Here is a 24,770-nt window from a genome sequence, read left to right on the forward strand (position 1 = left end):
TAAGATTTTTGAAACACAAATTGATAATTGAAATTGTATCTTTGCGCATTAAAATAATTTTATACCAAAGAAATGTCTAAACAAGTTCGTGTGCGTTTTGCACCAAGTCCAACTGGACCATTGCATATTGGCGGCGTAAGAACCGCTTTATTTAATTATTTATTTGCAAAAAAAAATGGAGGTGTTTTCTATTTAAGAATTGAAGATACCGATCAAAATAGGTTTGTTCCTGGAGCAGAAGAATACATTATGGAAGCTCTAGAATGGTTAGGAATTGCGCCTAGTGAAACCGTTGGGAAAAACGAAAAATTTGGACCTTACCGTCAATCGGAACGTAAAGATTTATATAAACAATATGCCGATGACTTAATAAATTCGGGTTGGGCATACTATGCTTTTGACACAGCAGAATCTTTGGATGCGCATAGAAAACAACACGAAGCTGAAGGAAAAACTTTCATTTATAACTGGCATAATCGTGAAAAATTAGATACTTCGTTGGTAATTTCTAAAGAAGAAACTGAACAACGAATTGCGTCAGGTGCTGATTATGTTATCCGATTTAAAACTCCTGTGAATGAAACACTGCATTTGAATGACATCATTCGTGGTGATATTAAATTTGAAACTAATTTACTAGACGATAAAGTTTTGTTCAAGTCTGACGGAATGCCAACTTATCATTTAGCTAATATTGTAGATGATCATTTAATGGAAACTTCTCACGTAATTCGTGGTGAAGAATGGTTACCTTCAATGCCTTTGCACGTTTTGTTGTATAAAGCATTTGGTTGGGAAGCTCCAGAATTTGCACATTTACCATTGATTTTAAAACCAATTGGAAACGGAAAATTATCTAAACGTGATGGCGATAAAATGGGCTTTCCAGTATTCCCTTTAGAATGGAAAACAGAAGAAGGTGTTTCATCTGGATATAGAGAAAAAGGCTTTTTCCCCGAAGCAGTTCTAAACTTTTTAGCACTTTTAGGTTGGAATGACGGAACCGACCAAGAATTATTTTCTCTAGAAGAATTGGCTGAAAAATTTGATTTAAATAGAGTTCATAAATCTGGAGCTAAATTTGATCCTGAAAAAAACAAATGGTTCAATCATCAATATCTACAAAAGCAAAGTGATGAGAGTTTGGCAAAAGCCTTCGCTCCTATTTTGGCTGAAAAAGGTATTGATATTGAAAAAGATAAATTAATTAAAATTGTTTCGTTAATAAAAGAACGAGCTAATTTTGTTTCTGAATTTTGGGAAATGAGTGATTTCTTTTTTGTTGCACCAACATCTTATGATGAAAAAGCGGCTAAAAATTGGAAAGAAGATACACCAAACTTAATGCAACAATTGATTTCTGTACTAGAAAATATTGGCGATTTCACTTCAGTAAACATTGAAACGATTGTAAAAGATTGGATGACTAAAAACGAAATTGGTATGGGTAAAGTAATGCAACCTTTCCGATTGAGTTTGGTTGGTGCTTTAAAAGGGCCGCATCTATTTGATATCGTAGAATTGATTGGAAAAGAAGAAACCATCAAGCGATTAGAAAAAGCGATTGCTACATTATAGAAAAGAAAAGCCCTGAAATTCAGGGCTTTTTTTTATAAGTTAAAAATAATCTGTCCGTTGATTGTTCCAAGATTTCCTTTTATACTTTGGTTTCCTGTTAGTAACTTAAACTCATCATTTTTGTTTAATTTACTAAAAATATTGGTAAATCCGTATTCATAAAAAATAACGGCACGAACCACTTTGCCTCCTGCTGAAAATCCAGCATAAAAATTTCCGTTGATAGTAGAAACTTCTTCTATTTGTTTTGCTGTTAACATAGTTCCTTTTAGAATATTTTTTTCATCTCTTTCGTTTACAGCAAGCTTTCCGTTTATCTGTAAAACTGGCCCAAAATCAAAGGAAACGTGATCTTCAACCACATTATAACTTAACAATAATCGCACTTGTACGCCTTGTAAATTGAACTCTGTTTCTTTAGCCAAAGAAGTTAACGAAGTTGATTCAAGACTAAAGTTATTACTGAAAAATTGCATTCCGTAAATCATACTCCAATTGTTGTAATAATTTCCTCTTACAGAAAGTCCGCCAGCAAATCCTAATCCAGGTTTGGCATCAAAATCATTTGTAAATAAACTAGTTTGAGAAACACCAGCCGATAACCCAATTCTATTTCCATCACGGTTTCTATATTGTGAGAAAACTACATTTGTGAAAGCACAAAAAACAAGTATAAAAATTAATTTCTTCATTATTAAAATCTTTATTTGTAACAAACATAAGTTATTCTCGTATAATAACTGTATTAACAAACTAAATATTATACAATGGAAGTATTTTTAATTGTCTTAGCAGTCTTCGGATTGATTATTTTATTCTCTTCATTCTTTACTGTAAAGCAACAAACGGCAGTAGTTATTGAGCGTTTTGGAAAATTTACAAGTATTAGAAACTCTGGTTTACAACTTAAGATTCCAATTATTGACAGAGTTGCCGGAAGAGTAAATTTAAGAATTCAACAACTTGATGTATTGATTGAAACTAAAACTAAAGATAACGTGTTTATCAAAATGAAAGTTTCAGTTCAGTTTAAAGTTATTCAAGACAAGGTATATGAAGCTTTTTATAAATTAGAATATCCTCACGATCAAATTACTGCGTATGTTTTTGACGTAGTTCGTGCCGAAGTTCCTAAATTAATTTTGGATGACGTCTTTGTTAGAAAAGATGATATTGCTATTGCTGTAAAACGTGAATTGAACGAAGCAATGACAACTTATGGATATGACATTATCAATACTTTGGTTACTGATATTGATCCAGACATTCAAGTTAAAAATGCGATGAACAGAATCAACGCTGCTGATAGAGAAAAAACAGCTGCAGAATTTGAATCTGAAGCACAAAGAATTAGAATTGTGGCTAAAGCAAAAGCTGAGGCAGAAAGTAAAAAACTTCAAGGTCAAGGTATTGCCGACCAAAGAAGAGAAATTGCTCGTGGATTAGTAGAAAGTGTTGAAGTATTAAACTCTGTTGGAATCAATTCACAAGAAGCTTCGGCATTGATTGTAGTTACGCAACATTATGATACTTTACAAGCTATTGGTGCTGATACAAACTCTAATTTGATTTTGTTACCAAATTCACCACAAGCCGGAAGTGATATGTTGAACAATATGGTAGCAAGTTTTACAGCAAGTAATCAAATTGGTGAAACGATGAAAAATCAACCGAAAAGAGTAAAATCTAAAAATGATACTACTTCTACAGATTATAATCCAAGTGATACTTCTAATCCGACTGACGAAATTTAATTAGTACTTTCTTTTAAGATTCACGAAATTTTAAAGAATAAAATAATCCTACAAGGTTTTATAAACCCTGCAGGATAAAAAAAAGAGGCTTAATCGCCTCTTTTTCTATTTATAAACCAATTGATAATATACGGAATTGCTATTTTAAAAATCGTTCCATAAGTTCCTGAAAATAGCTTTTGATACATATTTCCAAGGAAATTAACTGATTTTGAAGGAAGAATACTTTCTTTAGTTTTTTCAACGCTTAGAAGCATCTTTTGATAATAGAGTTCTTTTTCAACCTTCAAAATTTCTAGCTCTTGCTCAATTTCGGCATAAGACGAATATTTCTTATTTTCCATCATTTAGTCGTTAAAAAATATTTCTGAAAATTTCTCTAAAATTGGTCCTTCTACAATTTTGTCTTTTACTAAAAATAATAATAAGGCCAAAACTAAATAGATTCCTGCAACAGCAAGAAATCCAAAAGGATAACTATCAAATAATTGTCCTAGCGCCATTGCTCCTGCTATGGAAACAAAAAACAAAACAATCATCAAACAAATTGAAATCAATAAAAACTTGACTAACAAAGTGGTTGCTTTCATAGCAACCTTAAAACCCCAAAGTTTGTAGTAAGCCAAACTGCTTTCTACATAAGCTTTTGCATTTTCTTGAATTGCCTCAGTATTTTCTTTTAATTCTTCAAAAGCCATTATTTCTGAAGTTTAGCGTTTTGCTTTTTTAACTCCGCCAATTTTTCTTCAAGAAAAGTAATTGCTTCTTCTGCTTTGTAACTTGAACTCGAAAGTAAATCTTCAACCGTTTCTATTAATTCATCTTTGGTTTTAGCAAACTTTTCTTTGGTATCTTCTTCTAGTGAATCCCATTTTGTTTTGGCTTCTCCTTTTAAGTCATCAAAACCATCTTTTAGTTTTTCTCTAGTTTTTGAACCTTTGTCTGGTGCAAATAAAATTCCTAATCCAACTCCGATTGCAGCACCTGCTAAAATTGCTAAAATGCTATTTCCATTTTTACTTGACATAACTTTTAAATTTTGTTAATACTAAAGTTACAAAAGTTTTTCGAGTTTTGGTGTTAAATCATAGTTAAAGAACAAAAACTTATTTTAAAGCGAATTTTTAAACGATTTTTTAAAAGATGTAAAAGTAGTATAGAGATTTTAAAAAGTGTATTAAAACTAATTTATGAAAGTCGATTTTAATTATAAATATCTATTAAAATTACATAATAATAGAATTTATCAATAATAACAAAAACCCACTAGTAAGTGGGTTTTTCATTTATAAATTCTATAGTTTAAAATTAAACCGTTTTCAACAATTCTAAAACTTTTTCGTTTTTCTCTGAATTTTTTAATTCTGCTAATTGAGCTTGAAAATGATTTAAATTCTCATCATCATTTTTTAAATTTTCAATTGCTGAAATTCTTACCGAAAATAATTGACTTTTTAACGACATTGAATATAATTTTGTCAATTGTTCGATTTCAATATCTTTTGACGAAACTTTATCTGAATGTTTTAAAACTAAATTAGCAAATAATAAAGCGTTATTATCGTTCTTAATATTTTTCAGAATGGTGTTGATTATCAAACTGTAATTATCGATACTTTTTATGTTTTCAACAATTGGTTTTAAGATAATTTCGGCAGCATTTTCGTCTTTTTCTTTCACATATTTATTGAGATCTTTTAAGGTATTCATCAATAAATTTTCTTCTTTTTTACCTTTCTCTTCCCAAGCATCTTTTAGTCCAACTGTTTTGTTAAAGACTAATTTTGAAGCAGTTGAATCTTTATCAACATTGAAATAACCCAATCGTTGGAACTGAAATTTATCGTTTGGTTTTACGTTAGCAAGACTTGGTTCTACAAATCCTTTTACGACTTCTAACGATGATTTATTCATAAACTCCAAGAAGTTTTTCTCTTTGTGAGCATCTGGAGCTTCATCAATAAATAACCTATCATACAAACGTACTTCTGCTTCAATAGCGTGCGAGATAGAAACCCAATGCAATGTTCCAGCTACTTTTCTTTGACTAGCTTCACTTCCACTTCCTGAACGCGAATCTTCATCATAAGTTACTTGAATTTCGGTAATTTTTCCGTTTGCATCTTTAGTAACACTTTCACCTTTAATGATATAACCGTTTTTAAGACGCACTTCATTTCCGATACTTAATCTAAAAAACTTAGCTGGAGCAACTTCCAAAAAGTCTTCTCTTTCAATGTATAACTCTCTTGAAAAAGGAACTTTTCTGAAACCTGCGCTTTCATCTTCTTGATTGTTTTCAGCATCTAACCATTCTTCTTTTGCTTCAGGATAATTGGTAATTACCAACTTCACCGGATCTAAAACTGCCATAACTCTTGGCGCTGTTTTGTTTAAATCTTCACGCAAACAAAACTCTAAAAGCGATACATCAATTACATTTTCACGTTTAGCAACTCCAATAGTTTCACAGAAATTTCTAATAGATTTAGCTGTATAACCACGACGTCGTAAACCCGAAATTGTAGGCATTCTTGGATCATCCCAACCATTAACAACCTTTTCTTCAACAAGTTGCAATAGTTTTCGTTTACTCATTACAGTATAATTCAAATTCAAACGAGCAAACTCATATTGATTTGGACGTACTTTTAAATGATGAGATTCTGAATCAAGTTCAGAATAAATCTGATCCAAAAACCAATTGTATAATTCACGGTGCATTACAAATTCTAACGTACAAATAGAATGTGAGATTTGTTCGATGTAATCACTTTCGCCGTGTGCATAATCATACATCGGATAGATTTTCCAATCGTTTCCTGTTCGATGATGATGACGATGTAAAACTCTGTACATCAATGGATCACGCATCAACATATTTTTGGATGCCATATCAATTTTAGCTCTTAAAACGTGACTTCCTTCAGGAAATTCACCATTTTTCATTGCTTCAAATAATTGCAAATTTTCTTCAACCGAACGATTTCTATATGGTCCATCAACTCCAGGTTGTGTTGGCGTTCCTTTTTGAAATGCCATATCTTCCGAAGATTGCGAATCTACATACGCTTTACCGTTTTTAATCATTGCAACTGCCCATTCGTACAACTGCTGAAAATAGTCAGAAGCATAACGTTCTTCAGCCCAATTGAAACCTAACCAAAGTAAATCTTCTTTGATGGCATCTACATATTCTTGCTCTTCTTTGGCAGGATTGGTATCGTCAAAACGTAGGTTTACTGGTGCGTTATATTTTAATCCTAAACCAAAATTTAAACAAATTGATTTAGCGTGACCAATGTGTAAATACCCATTAGGCTCAGGCGGAAAACGAAAACGTAACTTATCTTGAGCGAAACCGCTTGATAAACTGTCTTCTATAATTTGTTCTATAAAATGAAGTGATTTTTCCTCGGTTGACATAATTATTTTGTAATTTTAGCAAAGATATAAAAAGTTTGTAGTTTATCGTTTATGGTTTTGAGTTCGATAACCATAAACTCCCAACTATAAACCATAAACATAAAAAATGGGAACAATTAAATTACAAAATATTAGAACTTATTCTTTTCACGGATGTCTTGAAGAAGAAGCAAAAATAGGTTCAGATTATAGAGTTGATTTAGAAATTAAAACTGATTTAAGAAAATCTTCGCTCTCGGATGAACTGAAAGATACGGTAGATTATGTACTTTTAAATCATATTGTAGTGGAAGAAATGGCGATTAGAGCCAAACTTTTGGAACACGTAGCACATAGAATCATCACAAGAATCTTTAAAGAAATTCCATCTGTTTCTAGAATTTTATTGGCAGTTTCTAAACTTAATCCGCCTATTGGTGGTGATGTTGAAGCGGTTACCATTGAAATGGAAGAATATAGAAATTAGAAATTCCAAACTTAGAAAAGTATATTTTTCAAATTGGAATTTGGAATTTGCATATTGTATTTTTTATATTATATTTGCAGTCCAATAAATAATTGGCGTCGTGGCCGAGCGGCTAGGCTGGGCTCTGCAAAAGCTCCTACTCCGGTTCGAATCCGGACGATGCCTCTTCTAAAAATCCTCTCAATTGAGAGGATTTTTTTGTTTAAAATTTTTAGAAAAAATTAATTAAAATGATGTTCAAATCCGGACGATGATTTCATAAAAACACATACAATTGAGAGGATTTTTTATTTAAAAAATTTTAGAAAAAATTAATTAAAGTTATGTTCGAATCCGGACGATTCAATCGAAATCTTCAAGGAAAATTGGAGGTTTTTTTATTTAAAAATTTTTAGAAAAAATTAATTAAAATTATGTTCGAATCCGGACGATTCAATCGAAATCTTCAAGGAAACTTGGAGGTTTTTTTTTGTTTTAAAATTTTTAGAAAAAATTAATTAAAGTTATGTTCGAATCCGGAAGATGACTCAAGAAGAGATACAGAAATGTATCTCTTTTTTCTGTTAAATTCTGAACTTATTTCAGAATCTAAAAAATTAATTGAAATTGAATTTACAATTGTAAATCTCAATCTAGTTTTGTCATTCTGAGGAACGAAGAATCACACAAGTTAATCATAAACAAAATAATTAAAAAGTTACAAATGAAATGTTTCTTATCGTCAACATGACGAAATTTTAACTATAAAATTTTTATTTTAAATGGAGCAGGTCTAATACAGCCATTAAACGTTGAATTAGAACGAACTTGAATATCAGAAATAGTAATTTCCTGATAACTTGAAACATATCTCTTAATAAATTCAAAAGCTTCAGAAGTGATTTTATTTCCTACAACTTGAAAACTTTTTCCATTTGATACACTAATATTAAAACTTACAACAGATAAATTTAAGTTTAGATTTTTATCAGATGCAAAAACTTTCAAAAAGGAATTGTTTAATTTACTTTTTTCAACACTAATTGTTTCACCTGATAAATTATTGATTGTTGTTATAACATTACTTAAATTTTTTATTTTAAAAAGGTGCTTTTCTACCTTCTTTTTACCATTTTTTAAAACAATATCTATAGTAACTATTACTTCTGAACCAGCAAGAGGATTTAAGTTAAAAAGATTTTTGGAAACCATCGTTAATCCATCAGCAGTTACTTTAAATGATTTACAATTAGGAACTTCAATAGATAAACTATTTATCATACCACGATAAACAATTTTTGATTCTTTATTTACAATAATATCTTTATCAGTATGCTTTATTACCGAAATCGTATCATTTTGTCCATAAAATGAAAGTGTAAAAACTAGAAAAATTACATTAATTAAACTTTTCATTTACAACCGGTTCTTTGATTCCAAACTTTTGTTTGATCATTTCTTTTTCTTTTGGGAAGAAACCTTGCGCCATTAAAAATCCACCAAAAATCATTAGAATAATACTTATAACTCTTTTTATCTTATAAATATTGTGTGGTGTCATTCTTGATTTCAATTGTTTGGCTACCATAATTTTTATGATATCAACAGCGAAATACGTTAGGATTATACAAGTTATGAAAAGTACAATTCTATTGGTTTCCATATTTAATTTTGGACCAAAAACAATGATGATTCCCATCCAAAAAGCTAGTACTCCAATATTGATAAAATTTAGCAGAAATCCTTTAAAAAATAAACCTAAGTAGTTGTTTTTTTGAATATTATCATCTTCTAATTCTTCTTCAAGTTGTTTTTTATAGTTTTTCTTTTCTTTTATGTAAGATATGACGCCATAGGCAAACATTACTGCACCTCCAAAAATAAATAATCCTGGATCGTCTTTAAGCTTTTGAAGTATTTGATTGGTAGAAAAATAAGCTATTAAAATAAAGATGAAGTCAGCAAATACTACGCCTAAATCAAAAACCATTGCGGAACGAAACCCTTTTGTAATACTAGTTTCTAATAGCACAAAAAATACTGGACCAACAGTAAATGCAAGTAGAATTCCCCAAGGTAAGGCAGATAGAATATCGTTTATTATCAAGTGACTTTTATTTAGTAATTAGTAAATAGTGATTAGTAAACAGTAATGTAAAACAAAAATAAAAAAACTAATCACTAATCACTAATTACTTTTCACTTTAATCATTTCCTTCTTTAATTGTTCCGCCGGCAACTATTTTTTGATTGATCTGTTTTGGTTTACCAAAAATTCTTATGTCACCTCCAGCACGAACTTTAGCATCAACTAAATCAGTTGCAAAAACTTCAGCATTGCCACCAGCATTTGCTGTGATTACCGTTTGCTTAGTTTCTAATTTTTCAGCTTCATAAATTCCACCAGAATTTACTATAACATCTTGATTTTGAGATATTCCAAAAAGTGTAATTGTAGAACCGTTAGCAACTCTAGCCGTTAATTTGTTAACATCTATTTTTAATTTTATTTGAGCACCTTCTTTTGCAATAATATCAAAAGTTGTAGCTTTAAAAGTTGCATCAGAAGAAATTCTTGAACCTTCATTAGCTTCTATAGCATCAATTTTTTTAAAATAAACAGTTGCTGAAATATTATCACCAGATAACATTTTGGTTAAACGCATTCTGATTTTTAATTCACCATTTTTATTAACAATCTCAACATCTTCTGAACCTGAGCCATCAAGTACCACTTTATTTTCACTAGAAGGAATTAGTAAAACTTCAATCTTATCAAAAGAAGTTACTTTGTTAAAATCTCCAACACTTTTTTCTGTTTGTGAAAATGCGATTGAACTGACCAATAAGAAACTATAAATTATTTTTTTCATAATATTTTTTTTAATTAAAGACAATAAGAAATCTAAATTGTTACAGTAAAAAATAAAAAAATTACTGAACACTAAAAACTGAACACTGAATACTAATTTTACTCGTTCTTTCTTAAATAAGTAAAATCTAATTGTTTTTTAACCAAATCAGCATTCTTTACTTTAACGTAAACTTCGTCGCCTAATTGTAATAAACTCTTAGAAATTTCGCCAACCAGAGCATATTGTTTTTCATCAAACGTGTAATAATCATCTTTAATTTCACGAATTCTACACATTCCTTCGCATTTATTAGATACAATTTCTACATAAATTCCCCATTCGGTTACACCAGAAATTACACCCAAAAACTCTTCATCTTTGTGATCTTGCATGTATTTTATCTGCATGTATTTTATCGAATCGCGTTCGGCATTTGTAGCTAAACTTTCCATATTACTGGAATGTTCGCATTTTTCTTCATAGATTTCTGCATCGGCGCTTTTTCCGCCATCTAAATAATATTGAAGTAATCGATGTACCATTACATCAGGATAACGTCTAATTGGCGACGTAAAATGGCTGTAATAATCGAATGCTAACCCGTAGTGACCAATATTTTCTGTTGAATATTTAGCTTTACTCATCGTTCGAATAGCTAGCGTATCAATTAAATTTTGCTCTTTCTTTCCGTTAACGTCTGACATTAATTGATTTAACGATTTAGAAATGTTTTTGTTATCACGTAAATCTAGTTTATAACCAAATTTCATAATCAAAGTTTGCATTGCAAAAAGCTTATCTTCATTAGGTTCATCGTGAATTCTGTATACAAATGTTTTCTTTTGTTTCCCTATGAATTCTGCTACTTTTCTATTAGCTAAAAGCATAAACTCTTCTATCAAATGATTAGCATCTTTGGAAACTTTGAAATAAACACCTTCAGGCTCACCTTTATCATCTAAATTGAATTTTACTTCGACTTTATCAAATGAAATCGCACCTTCACTCATTCGCTTTCTACGAAGAATTTTTGCTAATTCATCCAATTTTAAAGTAGCTTCTGTAATTTCATCAGATGCATTGTATTCTTTGCCTGTTAATGAAATTTCAGCCGGAATTGTAGCAGCTTTGGTTTCAATAATAACTTGCGCTTCCTCATAAGAAAATCGTTGGTCAGAATTGATAACTGTTCTACCAAACCATTGATTTAAAACAGTTGCCTTATGATCAATTTCGAAAATAGCAGAAAACGTATATTTTTCTTCATTCGGACGAAGTGAACAAGCAAAATTAGATAAAACTTCAGGTAACATTGGCACTACTCTATCAACTAAATAAACCGAAGTCGCTCTGTTGTAAGCTTCATCATCTAGAATGGTTCCTTCTTGCAAATAATGCGAAACATCGGCAATATGAATACCAATTTCATAATTTCCGTTTTCTAATTTTTTGAACGATAAAGCATCATCAAAATCTTTGGCATCTTTCGGATCAATCGTGAACGTTAACGTATCACGCATATCACGACGCTTTGCAATTTCTTCAGGATGAATAGCGGTATCTAATTTTTGTGCAAAAACTTCAACATCAACCGGAAAGTCATAAGGTAAACCATATTCAGCAAGAATCGCGTGAATTTCAGTATCGTGTTCGCCAGGTTTTCCTAAAACATTGATAACCGAACCAAATGGTGAATCAGCTTTCTTAGGCCAATCTTCAATTTTTACAACAACAACATCACCTTGTTCAGCTCCGTTATATTTATCTTTTGGAATAAAAATATCAGTATACATTTTAGCATTGGCAGTGGTCACAAAAGCAAAATTCTTCTGAATATCAATAACGCCAACGAATTCTGTTTTACTTCGTTCTAAAACTTCAATTACTTCACCTTCAGGTTTTTTACCACGACGACGATTATAAACATAAACCTTAACTTTGTCTTTATCTAAAGCGTGATTCAAATTATTGGTCGGAATAAAAACATCATCTTCAAATTCATCGCAAATAAAATAAGCGGTTTTTCTGGAAGTCATATCGATGGTTCCTTCGTAATAATCTTGTGAAACTGCTTTTACTAAATATTTTCCTGGCTCACTTTCAATAATTACTTTTTGTGCAGCAAGAATTTTTAAATCTTTAATAATCTCGTTTCTACTTTTAGTATCATTCAATTCAAGTACAGCACATATTTGTTTGTAATTGAATGGTTTATTGGCATTTTTAGATAGTATTTTTAAAATCTTTTCAGAGAAAGTTTTCTCTTTTTTTCCAAACTTTTTTGGGAATTTACTCATAATCTTCTTCTTAATAAAGTTTAAAATTAGTGAATAGTAATTAGTAAATAGTAATTAGTTGTGAGATTTATCGAAAAAATAACTTTTGTATCTTTATAAAAAAATAAAATGTCTGAATTCATCACTATTGCCACATTCAATTTTGCACACGAAATCATCGTTTTAAAATCTATTTTAGAAAATGAAGGCGTTCCTTATTTATTTCAAAATGAAAATTTAATTTCAATTGATCCACTAGCAAGTTACGCTTACGGCGGAATTGATTTAAAAGTACATCCAAACGATTTTGAAAAAGTAAAAGAAATTTTAGATAACTTAAATACAAGATTAACGATTGTTGATTAACGAATTTTGAAGAAAGAAAGAAATTCAAAAATCAAATTTCGTTAATCTTAAATCAAAAATCTAAAGAGTTTTCAACACATATAAAAAACAATAAAAAGAAAATTTAAATTTAAATTAATTTATGATGGTTATTATAGCGTGTTAATTTGTACAATAACTTTAAATTTTAAAAGTTGATTTTCAAGTTATACTTTTTTATACCGATTTATTAACATACTTTTAAGAAAGTAATTCGTTCATTTTTAAGCTCTTTTTAGAAACAATCAACAGTTGTTAACAACTAAAAAAACAAACATTTTGTAAATAACTTTGATTGTTAATTTCTGTTGAAAAAGTAGTTTTTTGTATTGATAACTTTTCTAAAAATTCACCAAACTAAATTTGGATTTTAAATACCAATTTTTGATTACAATTAATTTACATACGGCCAAGAAAAACTTCTAATTTTCTATTCAAAGTTGTTAACAATTGGTGTTAACTTAACGTTAACTGATTATCAACGAATTACAAATCGCTATTAACAATGTAAAATTTTAACATTTGAATTAAATAAAATGTAATGATTTACAGCTACTTATAAATATATCTTATTAACAATATTTCCTTAACGCAAGCAAATCAGAGAGTTATATTTTTATAAAAATCAAATGGAAATACAAATAAGATTAACTAAATTTGTTTCCACAACTACAACTCAAATTAATATGAAAATCTCAATCGGAAACGATCACGCCGGACCAGACTATAAAAAAGCAATTGTTGATTATTTAGTTTCAAAAGGACACGAAATTTTAAACCACGGAACTAATACTTTTGATAGTGTTGATTATCCAGATTTTGGTCATCCAGTTGCTACCGATGTTGAATCAGGAAAAGCCGATTTAGGAATAGTAATTTGTGGAAGCGGAAACGGAATCGCAATGACTGCCAACAAACATCAAGGAATTAGAGCTGCTCTTTGTTGGACCAAAGAAATTTCGGCGCTTGCGCGCCAACATAATGATGCAAATGTGGTAAGTATTCCGGCGCGATTTACTTCTATCCAACAAGCGATTGAAATTGTAGATACTTTTTTAACTACCGATTTTGAAGGAGGAAGACACGCAACAAGAGTTAATAAAATAAGCTGTTAAAAATTTGAACCTAAACGAAACATTACATAAGGATATAAATTTTGGAAGAAAAGTTTCTCTTTTCACTTTTTTAGTGGCAACATTACTTATGGTAATATTTTACGTGACAGAGTTTAAAGGAACTATCTATTTTGTTTTTTTATATTTTTTCACAGCTTTGGGTTTTAATAGCTATATCTTTTTGAAATTAGCCGTTTCCTTTTTTAAAGAAGTCGAAAAAAGAAGCACCATACTTTTTACTTTATTTCTTCTGTTAATAAACATTCCTCTTGGAATTCTTTACACCGATTTAGGATTTAAAATTTATAATTCTATAATGTCAAATTACTAAATTCATATTAATTCCGTCAACCAACTGACCGAATTAATGTTTTTTATCATAATATAGATTGATAATTGATATATTTGACTAAACATAAAAACCATAAATCTTTCGATAAACATAAAAACCACTGCATTAAATTAAGCATAAAATGACGAACATAAATTTCATTCAAAGCCAAGTAAACACGACTCCAAAAAACATTGAAGCAACTTTAAAATTGCTTTCTGAAGATTGTACCATTCCTTTTATTTCTCGTTATCGAAAAGACCAAACCGGAAATCTTGATGAGGTTCAAGTAGAGAATATTGCCAAACTATCGAAGCAATACGACGAAATTGTAAAACGAAAAGAAAGCATCCTTAAAACTATTGAAGAACAAGGACAGCTTACGCCAGATTTAAAATCTAAAATTGAAAAGTCATTCGATTTACAAGAAATAGAAGACTTGTATTTACCTTATAAAAAGAAGAAAAAAACGCGTGCTGATGTTGCTCGTGAAAATGGATTAGAACCATTAGCAACATTAATTTTAGCTCAAAAAAATGATGATGTAGATTTTCTTTCAACACAATATATCAATGAAAATGTTGAAAACGAAGAAGAGGCGTTGCAAGGCGCAAGAGATATCGTTGCCGAATGGATAAACGAAAATATTGCCGTGCGTCAAGGTTTGCGTCGTTTGTATAACAGAAAAGCAGTTGTTGAAACTAAAGTTGTAAAAAAGAAAGCGGAAGAAGAAGACGCACAAAAATTCAAACAATATTTTGATTGGTCAGAACCTTTGTCAAAAGCACCTTCACACAGATTATTAGCAATGCTTCGTGCTGAAAACGAAGGTTTTATTAAACTAAAAATCGAAACCGATATTGATGAAACTTACGATTTGATTGATGAAATCATAATCAAAAACGGAAATAGTCCATCGATTAATCACGTTCAATTAGCAATCGAAGACAGTTTCAAAAGATTACTTCATCCAGCTATATCAAACGAAACATTACAAGAAGCCAAAGCCAAAGCAGATATAAAAGCGATTGACGTTTTTGCAGGAAATTTGAGCCAGCTTTTACTTGCGCCACCATTGGGAGAAAAACGAATTTTAGCCATCGATCCAGGTTACAGAAGTGGTTGCAAAATAGTTTGTTTAGATGAAAAAGGCGATTTATTATACAACGAAACCATATATCCACATCAGCCGCAAAATGAAACAGCAATGGCGATGAAAAAGATAAAATCAATGGTAAACGCTTACAACATCGAAGCCATTTCTATCGGAAACGGAACGGCATCTCGTGAAACCGAATTTTTTATCAAGAAAATAGCCTTCGATAAACCAGTTCAGGTTTTTGTAGTTTCAGAAGCTGGAGCATCCATTTATTCAGCAAGTAAAATTGCGCGAGACGAATTTCCAAATTATGATGTAACGGTTCGTGGTTCGGTTTCTATCGGAAGACGACTTTCAGATCCATTGGCTGAATTGGTAAAAATTGATGCAAAATCAATAGGAGTAGGGCAATACCAACACGATGTGGATCAAACAAAATTGAAAGAAGAATTGGATAATACCGTAATTAGATGTGTGAATTCAGTTGGGATTAACATCAATACCGCAAGTAAATCTTTGTTGAGTTATGTGAGTGGAATAGGAGAGAAGATGGCCGAAAATATTATTGCTTATCGTCAAGAAAATGGCCCGTTTGAAGATAGAAAACAAATTAAAAAAGTGCCAAGATTAGGTGAAAAAGCGTATCAACAAGCTGCAGCTTTCGTTAGAATTCACAACGGAAAAAATCCGTTAGATAATTCGGCGGTGCATCCAGAAGCTTATCCAATTGTGGAGAAAATGGCAAAAGATTTAAAAATTTCGGTAAACGAATTAATAGCCAACAAAGAAAAAATTGCTTTAATAAAACCAGAAAATTACACCAACGAAACCATAGGAATTCTTGGTATAAAAGACATTCTGAAAGAATTAGAAAAACCAGGATTAGATCCAAGAAAAGCTGCCAAAGTTTTTGAATTTGATCCAAATGTAAAAACCATAAAAGACATTCGCACCGGAATGATTTTACCTGGAATTGTTAATAACATCACCGCTTTTGGATGTTTTGTAGATATTGGAGTAAAAGAAAGTGGTTTGGTTCACATTTCCCAACTAAAAGCTGGCTTTGTTTCGGATGTAAATGAAGTTGTTAAATTGCACCAACACGTTCAAGTAAAAGTTGTTGAGGTTGATGAAGACAGGAAGCGAATACAACTTACAATGATTCTATAAAAATAAAATCCCAAACTCTAAGACAATATAGAATTTGGGATTTTTTTATTTTAAAATTAAAAAGATTACTCTTTAGTTTCTTCTTTTTTAGAATCAGCAGGTTGTTCTTCACCTTTTGAAGCTTTTTTAAATTCATTTATTCCAGAACCTAAACCTTTCATCAGTTCAGGAATTTTTTTACCTCCAAAAAGCAATAAAACTACTACTATGATAAGTATCCATTCTGATCCTCCAGGCATAAACCCTAAAAATATAGTTAAAAAATTCATTTTTTTATTTATTAAAAATTAAATTCAGTTATTTACAAGATGCAAATGTAAAAATAAAATGGTCGAGTTGTAGTAATACTAAAATTATTTATATTTATTTTATGTTAAATAGCCTGTTTATGACGGTTTTTTTATTGTAAACCTGCAGTCTTATGAAATAAAGCAATAGAACAAATTTTCTATATTTGTATTATATTTAAAAGTATGTCAAAAAAGCGCCTCAAAAAACAAAAACTAAAGAAACATCTTTTCACTAAAAACCGTTTGGTAATTCTCAATGATGAGACTTTTGAAGAAGTTTTTTCATTGCGATTGACCTTGATGAACGTTTTTGTTTTCGCAACACTTGGTGCTATTTTAATCATTTTTGTAACTACTTTGATTATCGCATTCACACCATTAAGAGAATACATTCCGGGATATCCATCAGGAAAACTTAAAAGAGAAGCTACAGAATTAGCGCTAAAATCAGATTCGCTAGAGTTTGCAATCAAGAAAAACGAAGCTTACTTAGAATCCATCAAGAAAGTGTTAACAGGAAATCTTGACTATGCCAAAGTAAATAAAGATTCTATTTTGGCAATATCTGTTGATACTTTACCCGATTTGCAATTAACTGCAACCGAAGCTGAGTTAGAGTTGAGAAAACGAGTTGCGGAGGAAGAGAAGAAAGAAAATAGAAGAAACAAAACAGAAGAAAGAAAATAGAGAAATGGAAATTACAAGTGAATTTTTGGAGTTGCCATTGTTGTTTGGAATAGTTTCTCTTGTAGCAGGATTGGTACTATATTTTTTTCCACCAAAGAAAATCAATGTAATTTATAGGTATAAAACTTTTAATTCTATGAAATCGCCATTAACAACAAGTTTGTTGCAAACAAACACCTATTAAATAAAAGGCGATACCATATATGACCTCTAACAATTCAAATTTTACATATATGAAAACTCAAGAAAGATGGGATTTTGCTCAAAAATATTCTTCAACTCAAATGATAATAACTGCCTTAAAATTAGTTGTTCTTTCAATGATTTTACCTTGGTTTAATTCAAATTTTAAAACCTATCTGTTTCTTCAAATAGCGCTAATAATTGCAGCTTTAGCGTTTATGTTTTATAAAGTAGAAAAAGCAATAAAAATTAATTTTCCGACCGAATAAGTATGTCAATAAAATCAATTGCAGCCAAAATATTTGCCAAATCCATTCATAAAAAAACTCAAAAATGGGCTTTAAATCCTGTTGAAACGCAACAAAAAGTTTTCAATGAATTAATCCGTCAAGCGAAAGAAACGCAGTTTGGAAAAGATCATAAATTTAATGCTATTCAAACGTATGAAGATTTTGCAAAACAAGTTCCGATAAGAGATTATGAACAATTAAAACCTTATGTTGACCGCGTTGTTAAAGGCGAAGAAAATATTCTTTGGAAAGGAAAACCTCTTTATTTTGCCAAAACATCAGGTACAACTTCGGGTGCAAAATACATTCCGTTGACCAAAGAATCGATGCCTTTTCACATTCAAGCTGCGCGAAATGCCATTTTAAGTTACATTCACGAAACTGGAAACGCTGATTTTGTTGATGGCAAAATGATTTTTCTGCAAGGAAGTCCGATTTTAGAAGAAAAAAACGGAATTAAATTAGGTCGTCTTTCTGGAATCGTAGCACATTTTGTTCCAAAATATTTGCAAAAAAACCGAATGCCAAGTTGGGAAACCAATTGCATTGACGATTGGGAAACAAAAGTTGACGCTATTGTTGAGGAAACTTTCAATCAAGATATGGCGGTGATTTCAGGAATTCCTTCTTGGGTTCAAATGTATTTTGAAAAATTACACCAAAAAGCACAGAAACCCGTTGGAGAATTGTTTAAAAACTTCAATTTATTTATTTATGGCGGTGTAAACTATGAACCTTACAGAGCTAAATTTGAAAATCTAATCGGACGAAAAGTAGATTCCATAGAATTATTTCCGGCTTCCGAAGGATTTTTTGCTTACCAAGATTCTCAAAAAGAGAAAGGAATGTTGTTGCTCTTAAATTCGGGAATTTTCTACGAATTTGTAAAAGCCGATGAATTTTTCACAGAAAATCCTAAACGATATACGATTGGCGAAGTGGAATTGAATATAAATTACGTTTTAATTCTTTCAACCAACGCCGGACTTTGGGCATATAATATCGGTGACACCATTCAATTTACAAGTTTAAAACCTTATCGTGTTATCGTTTCGGGCCGAATTAAACATTATATTTCTGCATTTGGTGAACACGTAATTGGCAAAGAAGTCGAACACGCTTTGCAAGAAGCTATGGAAAACACTGAGATACGAGTAAATGAGTTTACTGTCGCGCCACAAATTGCACCAGAAACAGGACTACCTTATCACGAATGGTTTATCGAATTTGAGAATGAACCCAATAATCTCGATGAATTTGCGTTAAAAATAGACAATGCAATGCGCAAACAAAATGTGTATTACGATGATTTAATTGTTGGAAAAGTGTTGCGAACTTTAGTAATTACAAAAGTTTCTAAAAATGGATTTCAAGAATATATGAAATCTATTGGAAAATTAGGTGGTCAAAACAAGTTACCAAGACTTTCTAACGATAGAAAAATAGCTGATTTTTTTCAGAAATACTATTAAAATGACAGAAAGAATACAGGTTTGGGTTTTACTTTTACTTTCACAATTTACTTTTACTCAAATAAAAGGCGTTGTTGTTGACGAAAACAACAAACCCATTTCGTATGTGAACATTTGGATAGAAAACGAAAATAGTGGCACAACGTCCGAGCAGGACGGAAGCTTTACTTTAGACATCAAGAATCAGGACAAAAATTTGATTTTTTCAGCAATTGGTTACAAAAAAGCACTAACACCATTCAAGGAAAAAATCGTGTTAGAAAAAGAAGTTTATCAACTTGATGAGGTATTAGTTTCTAGCTTAAAGCAAACACAAGAACTCGAAATTGGATACTATGAATCTAATGGTTTTAGATACAGTATGGGATATTTTATTGACGCTATTTATTTCAAGCCTTTGTTAGATGAAAGAGAAAAGTATCCGTTTTTGAAAGAAATTAAATTTAAGACAAAATCAAAAAATAAAAATGCTAAAGTCAGAATATATCTTGTTGAAGTAAATAAAGATGGTTCGCCTAGCGAAAATTTACTTTCAGAAGAACTGTTTTTAGAAGTAAAAAAAGGAAACAGTAAAAACGTAATTGATCTATCAAAATTTAAAATATCAATTCCAGAAAATGGATTTTTTATTGTTTTTGAAAAGTTAAAAATAGAACAAAACAAACATTTTGAGGAGTATTATTTCAAAGATAAAAACGGAAAGAAGAAGTTTTCTAGCGGACTTTCTTATCAACCAGAAATTCCGCTAGTTCCAATTGATGAGCAAATAGGTTGGAATAAAAGAATCAATAACAAATGGGAAAAATCAGAAAAAACTACTATTCAAAATCCTAATAGTTTTGAAAATTTCTTGATGAAAAAATACCACAATAAATATTTGGTACCATCTGTAAACATAACGCTTACCAACTGATGAAATATTTTAAAATAGTTTTCTTTCTTTTTTCTATTTCTCTTTCAGCTCAAATAAAAGGCGTTGTAAAAGACAGCTTGACCGGAAATCCAATTCCTTATGTAAACATTTGGGTCGAAGGCGAAAATATTGGAACTACATCTGAAGAAAACGGGATATTTGAAATAAAGACATCAAAAGAAAAAAAACTTGTTTTTTCGGCGATTGGATTTCAAACTAAGATTTGTAGAGTATCTGAAACATCCGAAATTATTCTAAATTCAATTGTATATCAATTAGAAAATGTAGAAATATCAAAACTTAAATACACTAAAGAATTAGAAATTGGCGATTCTAAAAAAATTCACCACAAACATTTATCTGGAGATAAGCCTTGGATTTATGGCAAGTTATTCACATACGAACCAAACTATGCCGAAACACCTTTTTTAAAAGAAATAGTATTTTTGTCAGACAGTGAGAAAAAAGATGCCAAATTAAAAATCAGAATATTTCAACTAAAAGATTCTTTACCCGATGAAGATATGTTGTTCGAAGACGTCTTTGTTTCGGTTAAAAAAGGAATGAGAAAAAACGTGGTAGACATTTCAAAATATAAAATAAAAATGCCTAACAACGGCGTCGTTATTGGTTTGGAATGGCTTATCATTGAAGAAAATAAATATCTTTACGAATACACCTATAACAAAATAAAACAAAGTGCTATAAATTATGCTCCATCTTTGGTAGTCAATTATTCAGAAGTAGAAAATTCCTTTCGATATACTGGAGGAAAATGGAAAAAATCAAAAATTAATAAAATCAAGGTTAAAGAAAAAAATCCGTGGGATAATAAAGTTATGGTGCCTGCAATAAATATTATATTAACAAACTAATGAAAAAAATTACTATTCTATTTCTCTTATTTTCTATTTCTTTTTCAGCTCAAATAAAAGGAGTTGTAAAAGATAGCTTAACCGGAAATCCACTTCCTTTTGTGAACATTTGGGTAGAAGGTGAAAATAGCGGAGCAACATCTGAAGAGAATGGCACCTTTGAAATAAAAATATCTGAGAAAAGTAAAAACCTGATTTTTTCGGCTATCGGATTTGAAAAGAAAACCATAAAAATAGCCGAAGCTAAAGAAGTTCGATTGAAGTCTATCGAATATTTACTTGACGAAGTAGTGCTTTCAAACAGTAAAGAAACGAAGCAAATTGAAATAGGAAAAACCAAAAATGCAATTTCTCAAGCCTTTGATAATGGGCCAAAAATTGTGGTTAAGTTTTTTCCATATAAAACTTCTTATAAAGCAACCAAATACATAAAAAAAGTTACTGTTTTAACAGACAGTAAAATAGAAAATGCCACGATAAAACTTCATTTTTATGCTGTTGATTCTTTGGGATTTCCATCAAAAGAGTTATTAAAAAAAGATTTAATTTTAACAGTGACCAAAGGCGTTGTCAAACACACATTTGACATTTCAGAATTTAATTTAACAGTACCAAAATCAGGACTTTTTGTAGGATTTGAAAAACTTTTAATCGAAAGAAATAAGCTTGAAAAGGAAGTAACAGATTTAAATTCAAACACAAAAAAAATTCAGAAAACCTATTTTCCTTTTTTACTTTACAACTTTGTTGAAAGAGATTTTCAATTTGAATATTCTGGCGGAAAATGGAACAAAGAACAACGCTATACTATTGATGGTACGTTAAGTAAAATGAGGGTTAACGAACCAGCAATTAACCTTATCCTAACCAACTAAACTATAAAATCCTTATATTTGCAGGTTAGAAAACAAAATTTAATGAAAGAAATTAAAAACATTTCGCGCTCAAGAGCGCAAGAATCGTCGGCAGCTATCGAACGATTGTACATTACGATGAGACATTTATTTAACAGAGGTTTTTACAAACCAATGGGTGTTTCAGGAGAAACTTTAAGAGAAGCATTATTAGAACTTCGACCAGAAATATACGGAAGTATCGCAGAAGAAAAAGTAGAACTAAATGGTTTACTTTATGTTATCGAACGACTTCCTGTAGGAATTGAAGAATGCCGATACATCAACTTAACTTCAGATGAAGGGTATTCAAAATCGCATTTTCAAGCCATTGTTCCGCCAAAACGTAGAAGAAATTGCTACCGTATTGATGAAGAGCAAATGAACGTAGAAATCACTCGCGGAAGATCAGATATTTATGATATTTTGACGCATTTGACTTTTATTTTTATCGAATCTCACAAAATTAAAGACAGAGTTTTAATCGATGAAGAAGGAAGAATTTCGCGCGATTGGCAAAAACTAGAGCAAGCCGCTTTACAAACTAAAAAGCTAACGCAGATTGAAAAAGAGAAAGCGATTTCTCATGCAGCTAATGTGTTAGGAAGAACTTTTGTTGAGGTTTTAGATATTTATGATTCTTTTGCAACAAAAGAAAAACCAGATAGATTCCTTCACGTAATTTATTGGTTAGGAAAATTAGCTATTGAAGAGGTAGTTGACAATAATAAAAGAACAATTACTTTCAGTCCGATTTTAAGAGAGCGACTTGGACATCACATTCACGGTGAAATTTGGGCAAACAACATCAAAGAAGTTTTAAAAGAAAATAACTTATTGGTAAGACCAATTCATATTATTAGTGCGAATATGCACAGTGTTATGAATTCAATTTTTGCAACCCACGTTTTAGGACCAAAATTTAAAGGAAAATCAGATTTCGATATTTTCGAAGAATTGAGTCGTCAAGGTGCGCATGACGTTCGTGACAAAGTAGAAGAGTTTGCTTTAAAACACGGAATGATCTCACTTCCAGATCAATCAGGAACCAATATTGATGTGCAAATATTTGATACAGCAAAAATTGATTGGGTAAAATCGGCGTTTCCTAACGCTAAAATTGGCAAAGACAATCCGGTGATTATTGTAATGGATTATGCTTTTGGCGAGCAAGCATATGAAACCATCGACGAATTATTGAAACCTTACAAAAACGGAAAAGAGAAAGTTTTACTTAACGTAGAATCGGTTTCTATTATGGGTAAAGCCGGAATTCTTGAAGGTGGAAAAGGTGATATAATGATTCCGAATGCACATATTAACGAAGGAACAGCTGATAATTATTTCTTTGAAAATGAACTAACAGCCGAAATGCTTGCAGGCAACGGAATACCGGTTTTTGCTGGTCCAATGATTACGGTATTAGGAACATCGCTTCAAAATAAAGATTTACTAAAATTCTTTCACGAGTCAACTTGGGGTGTAATTGGTCTAGAAATGGAGGGCGCTTATTATCAAAAAGCAATTCAATCGGCTTCTAAAATTAGAAAAAGTATCAATCCCAATATAAAAGTGCGTTATGCTTATTATGCTTCAGACAACCCATTAGAAACAGGTAGCACTTTAGCTTCTGGTGGTTTAGGAACAACAGGAGTAAAGCCAACTTATTTGATTACAATCAAAATATTAGAACAAATTTTCAACGTAAAATAATTTTTGCATGAGTACAACACCCCAAAATAATGACAATCAAGAAATTGATTTATCTCAAATTTCTAACGGTATTGGTAAACTGTATGAAAAGATATTGACATCAATTTTTAACGTAATTCAATTTATTAAGAATAGAATAATTTGGCTTGGCTTATTGTTTATTTTAGGCGCAGGTTTGGGATTTTATTTAGATAGTGAACGCGTTTATGACAGTCAAATAATTGTTTCACCAGCTGGTGGTGGTGTTGATTATCTTTATTCAAAAATTGATCTATTAAGTTCCAAATTGGTTGAGAATGATCAGGCGTTTATTAAAGGTATAGGCATAAAAAATTCAAGTCAAATTCAAAGTATTAAGATAGAGCCAATTATTGACCTTTATAACTTTGTTAATAATAATACCGCTATAGCATCAAATGCTCAGAACACCCAAAATTTTGAGGTTATTAAATTATTAGCAGAAAGCAATGATATCAATTCTGTAATCAAAGATGAATTAACTAGTAAGAATTATCCTTATCACTCGTTAGTAATTACTTCAAAAGATAAAATCAGTCAAGATGAAATTATTAAACCCATCTTAAAATACTTGAATACTGACGATTATTTAAATCAAATTACAAAGATTACTAAAGAGAATATTTTAATTCAATTAGAAAAAAATAAAAACGAAATTGTTCAAGTTGATTCCCTAATAAACACCATATCTAGAAATATTGGCAAGAACGATAAAGGATCTAATTTAATTTATAATAACGAGAACAATCAATTAACCGGACTATTTGATTTAAAAAACAGATTAGTTGGTGAAATTGCTTCTGGTAAAATTCAATTGGTTAAAATAGATACATTTATTAAAGACGTTAGTATAACACCTAATGTAATAAATTCTAAAGGCTTAAACGGAAAACTGAAGTTAGTTTTGCCTTTTCTTTTTTGCTTTATGTTTATTTTTATATCCGTTTTTATCTCTTTTTACAGAAATCAAGCAGCTAAACAAAAATTATAAAAATTATTCCAA

The 24,770-nt window shown here is 30.6% G+C and carries 25 protein-coding genes and 1 tRNA gene; 16 read left to right on the forward strand and 10 right to left on the reverse strand.

The window, feature by feature from the left end; genetic code table 11:
- Window positions 1-72: 72 nt before the first annotated feature.
- Window positions 73-1,578, forward strand: a complete 1,506-nt coding sequence (gltX, locus tag Q0050_RS14575; RefSeq protein ID WP_298397484.1) for a glutamate--tRNA ligase — start codon at window positions 73-75, stop codon at window positions 1,576-1,578.
- A 32-nt stretch (window positions 1,579-1,610) separates the two neighbouring features.
- Here gltX and Q0050_RS14580 read toward each other — a convergent pair whose 3' ends face one another.
- Window positions 1,611-2,270, reverse strand: a complete 660-nt coding sequence (locus Q0050_RS14580) for a PorT family protein (protein ID WP_298397488.1) — start codon at window positions 2,268-2,270, stop codon at window positions 1,611-1,613.
- Between the two features lie 75 nt (window positions 2,271-2,345).
- Between Q0050_RS14580 and Q0050_RS14585 the strand changes: the two genes are divergently transcribed.
- The gene (locus Q0050_RS14585) at window positions 2,346-3,332 is read left to right on the forward strand and encodes an SPFH domain-containing protein (RefSeq protein WP_298397491.1); all 987 of its coding nucleotides are present in this window, start codon (window positions 2,346-2,348) and stop codon (window positions 3,330-3,332) included.
- Window positions 3,333-3,421: 89 nt separating this feature from the next.
- Here Q0050_RS14585 and Q0050_RS14590 read toward each other — a convergent pair whose 3' ends face one another.
- The 4 genes from Q0050_RS14590 to Q0050_RS14605 form a co-directional block, all read right to left on the reverse strand.
- On the reverse strand, window positions 3,422-3,676 hold the full coding sequence (locus tag Q0050_RS14590; RefSeq protein WP_298397494.1) for a DUF6327 family protein: 255 nt from the start codon (window positions 3,674-3,676) through the stop codon (window positions 3,422-3,424).
- A 3-nt stretch (window positions 3,677-3,679) separates the two neighbouring features.
- A complete protein-coding gene (locus Q0050_RS14595; protein WP_298397496.1) occupies window positions 3,680-4,030 on the reverse strand; it encodes a competence protein in 351 nt (116 codons plus the stop codon).
- Window positions 4,030-4,359 (reverse strand): YtxH domain-containing protein, encoded by a 330-nt coding sequence (locus Q0050_RS14600; protein ID WP_298397498.1) that lies wholly within the window; start codon window positions 4,357-4,359, stop codon window positions 4,030-4,032. Before Q0050_RS14600 ends, Q0050_RS14595 begins: the two co-directional genes overlap by 1 nt.
- Window positions 4,360-4,640: 281 nt before the next feature.
- Window positions 4,641-6,758 carry a glutamine--tRNA ligase/YqeY domain fusion protein gene (locus Q0050_RS14605; protein WP_298397500.1) on the reverse strand — a complete coding sequence of 706 codons (2,118 nt, stop codon included), beginning with the start codon at window positions 6,756-6,758 and terminating at the stop codon, window positions 4,641-4,643.
- A gap of 106 nt (window positions 6,759-6,864) precedes the next feature.
- Between Q0050_RS14605 and folB the strand changes: the two genes are divergently transcribed.
- Window positions 6,865-7,224 (forward strand): dihydroneopterin aldolase, encoded by a 360-nt coding sequence (gene folB / locus Q0050_RS14610; protein ID WP_298397503.1) that lies wholly within the window; start codon window positions 6,865-6,867, stop codon window positions 7,222-7,224.
- A 94-nt stretch (window positions 7,225-7,318) separates the two neighbouring features.
- Window positions 7,319-7,389: transfer RNA gene (locus tag Q0050_RS14615), tRNA-Cys, on the forward strand.
- 576 nt (window positions 7,390-7,965) lie between these two features.
- Here Q0050_RS14615 and Q0050_RS14620 read toward each other — a convergent pair.
- The 4 genes from Q0050_RS14620 to rnr form a co-directional block, all read right to left on the reverse strand.
- Window positions 7,966-8,619 (reverse strand): GldM family protein, encoded by a 654-nt coding sequence (locus tag Q0050_RS14620; protein WP_298397506.1) that lies wholly within the window; start codon window positions 8,617-8,619, stop codon window positions 7,966-7,968.
- Entirely contained in the window at window positions 8,603-9,307 is a 705-nt protein-coding gene (locus Q0050_RS14625; protein ID WP_298397629.1) for a LysE family transporter, read from the reverse strand. The genes Q0050_RS14620 and Q0050_RS14625 overlap by 17 nt, the downstream gene beginning before the upstream one ends.
- A 100-nt stretch (window positions 9,308-9,407) precedes the next feature.
- On the reverse strand, window positions 9,408-10,076 hold the full coding sequence (locus tag Q0050_RS14630) for a head GIN domain-containing protein (RefSeq protein WP_298397509.1): 669 nt from the start codon (window positions 10,074-10,076) through the stop codon (window positions 9,408-9,410).
- A gap of 98 nt (window positions 10,077-10,174) precedes the next feature.
- Window positions 10,175-12,355, reverse strand: coding sequence for a ribonuclease R (rnr, locus tag Q0050_RS14635; protein WP_298397512.1), 2,181 nt, complete (start codon window positions 12,353-12,355; stop codon window positions 10,175-10,177).
- 108 nt (window positions 12,356-12,463) lie between these two features.
- Between rnr and Q0050_RS14640 the strand changes: the two genes are divergently transcribed.
- From Q0050_RS14640 to Q0050_RS14650, 3 genes are all read left to right on the forward strand, one after another.
- Entirely contained in the window at window positions 12,464-12,700 is a 237-nt protein-coding gene (locus Q0050_RS14640; protein ID WP_298397515.1) for a DUF2007 domain-containing protein, read from the forward strand.
- Window positions 12,701-13,404: 704 nt separating this feature from the next.
- Window positions 13,405-13,833, forward strand: coding sequence for a ribose 5-phosphate isomerase B (gene rpiB / locus Q0050_RS14645; RefSeq protein ID WP_298397632.1), 429 nt, complete (start codon window positions 13,405-13,407; stop codon window positions 13,831-13,833).
- Between the two features lie 473 nt (window positions 13,834-14,306).
- Window positions 14,307-16,433 carry a Tex family protein gene (locus Q0050_RS14650; RefSeq protein ID WP_298397518.1) on the forward strand — a complete coding sequence of 709 codons (2,127 nt, stop codon included), beginning with the start codon at window positions 14,307-14,309 and terminating at the stop codon, window positions 16,431-16,433.
- A gap of 65 nt (window positions 16,434-16,498) precedes the next feature.
- On the opposite strand, the gene tatA is transcribed toward Q0050_RS14650, so the two are convergent.
- The gene (tatA, locus tag Q0050_RS14655; RefSeq protein WP_298397521.1) at window positions 16,499-16,702 is read right to left on the reverse strand and encodes a twin-arginine translocase TatA/TatE family subunit; all 204 of its coding nucleotides are present in this window, start codon (window positions 16,700-16,702) and stop codon (window positions 16,499-16,501) included.
- Window positions 16,703-16,906: 204 nt separating this feature from the next.
- On the opposite strand from tatA, the gene Q0050_RS14660 reads away from it, so the two are divergent.
- Genes Q0050_RS14660 through Q0050_RS14700 form a run of 9 tightly spaced genes read left to right on the forward strand, consistent with a single transcriptional unit; the run spans window position 16,907 to window position 24,758 of the window.
- Entirely contained in the window at window positions 16,907-17,410 is a 504-nt protein-coding gene (locus Q0050_RS14660; protein WP_298397523.1) for a peptidase, read from the forward strand.
- Between the two features lie 4 nt (window positions 17,411-17,414).
- Window positions 17,415-17,594 carry a hypothetical protein gene (locus Q0050_RS14665; protein WP_298397526.1) on the forward strand — a complete coding sequence of 60 codons (180 nt, stop codon included), beginning with the start codon at window positions 17,415-17,417 and terminating at the stop codon, window positions 17,592-17,594.
- A 49-nt stretch (window positions 17,595-17,643) separates the two neighbouring features.
- Entirely contained in the window at window positions 17,644-17,862 is a 219-nt protein-coding gene (locus tag Q0050_RS14670; protein ID WP_298397529.1) for a hypothetical protein, read from the forward strand.
- A gap of 2 nt (window positions 17,863-17,864) precedes the next feature.
- The gene (locus tag Q0050_RS14675) at window positions 17,865-19,355 is read left to right on the forward strand and encodes a GH3 auxin-responsive promoter family protein (RefSeq protein ID WP_298397532.1); all 1,491 of its coding nucleotides are present in this window, start codon (window positions 17,865-17,867) and stop codon (window positions 19,353-19,355) included.
- 1 nt (window position 19,356) lies between these two features.
- A complete protein-coding gene (locus tag Q0050_RS14680; RefSeq protein WP_298397534.1) occupies window positions 19,357-20,268 on the forward strand; it encodes a carboxypeptidase-like regulatory domain-containing protein in 912 nt (303 codons plus the stop codon).
- Window positions 20,268-21,143 (forward strand): carboxypeptidase-like regulatory domain-containing protein, encoded by an 876-nt coding sequence (locus Q0050_RS14685; RefSeq protein ID WP_298397537.1) that lies wholly within the window; start codon window positions 20,268-20,270, stop codon window positions 21,141-21,143. Before Q0050_RS14680 ends, Q0050_RS14685 begins: the two co-directional genes overlap by 1 nt.
- A complete protein-coding gene (locus Q0050_RS14690) occupies window positions 21,143-22,018 on the forward strand; it encodes a carboxypeptidase-like regulatory domain-containing protein (protein WP_298397539.1) in 876 nt (291 codons plus the stop codon). Before Q0050_RS14685 ends, Q0050_RS14690 begins: the two co-directional genes overlap by 1 nt.
- A gap of 42 nt (window positions 22,019-22,060) precedes the next feature.
- Window positions 22,061-23,749, forward strand: a complete 1,689-nt coding sequence (locus Q0050_RS14695; RefSeq protein WP_298397541.1) for a hypothetical protein — start codon at window positions 22,061-22,063, stop codon at window positions 23,747-23,749.
- A gap of 7 nt (window positions 23,750-23,756) precedes the next feature.
- Window positions 23,757-24,758 carry a hypothetical protein gene (locus Q0050_RS14700; RefSeq protein ID WP_298397543.1) on the forward strand — a complete coding sequence of 334 codons (1,002 nt, stop codon included), beginning with the start codon at window positions 23,757-23,759 and terminating at the stop codon, window positions 24,756-24,758.
- The last annotated feature ends 12 nt before the right edge of the window (window positions 24,759-24,770 follow it).

The sequence above is a fragment of the Flavobacterium sp. genome, from assembly GCF_027483985.1.
GTDB lineage: Bacteria > Bacteroidota > Bacteroidia > Flavobacteriales > Flavobacteriaceae > Flavobacterium.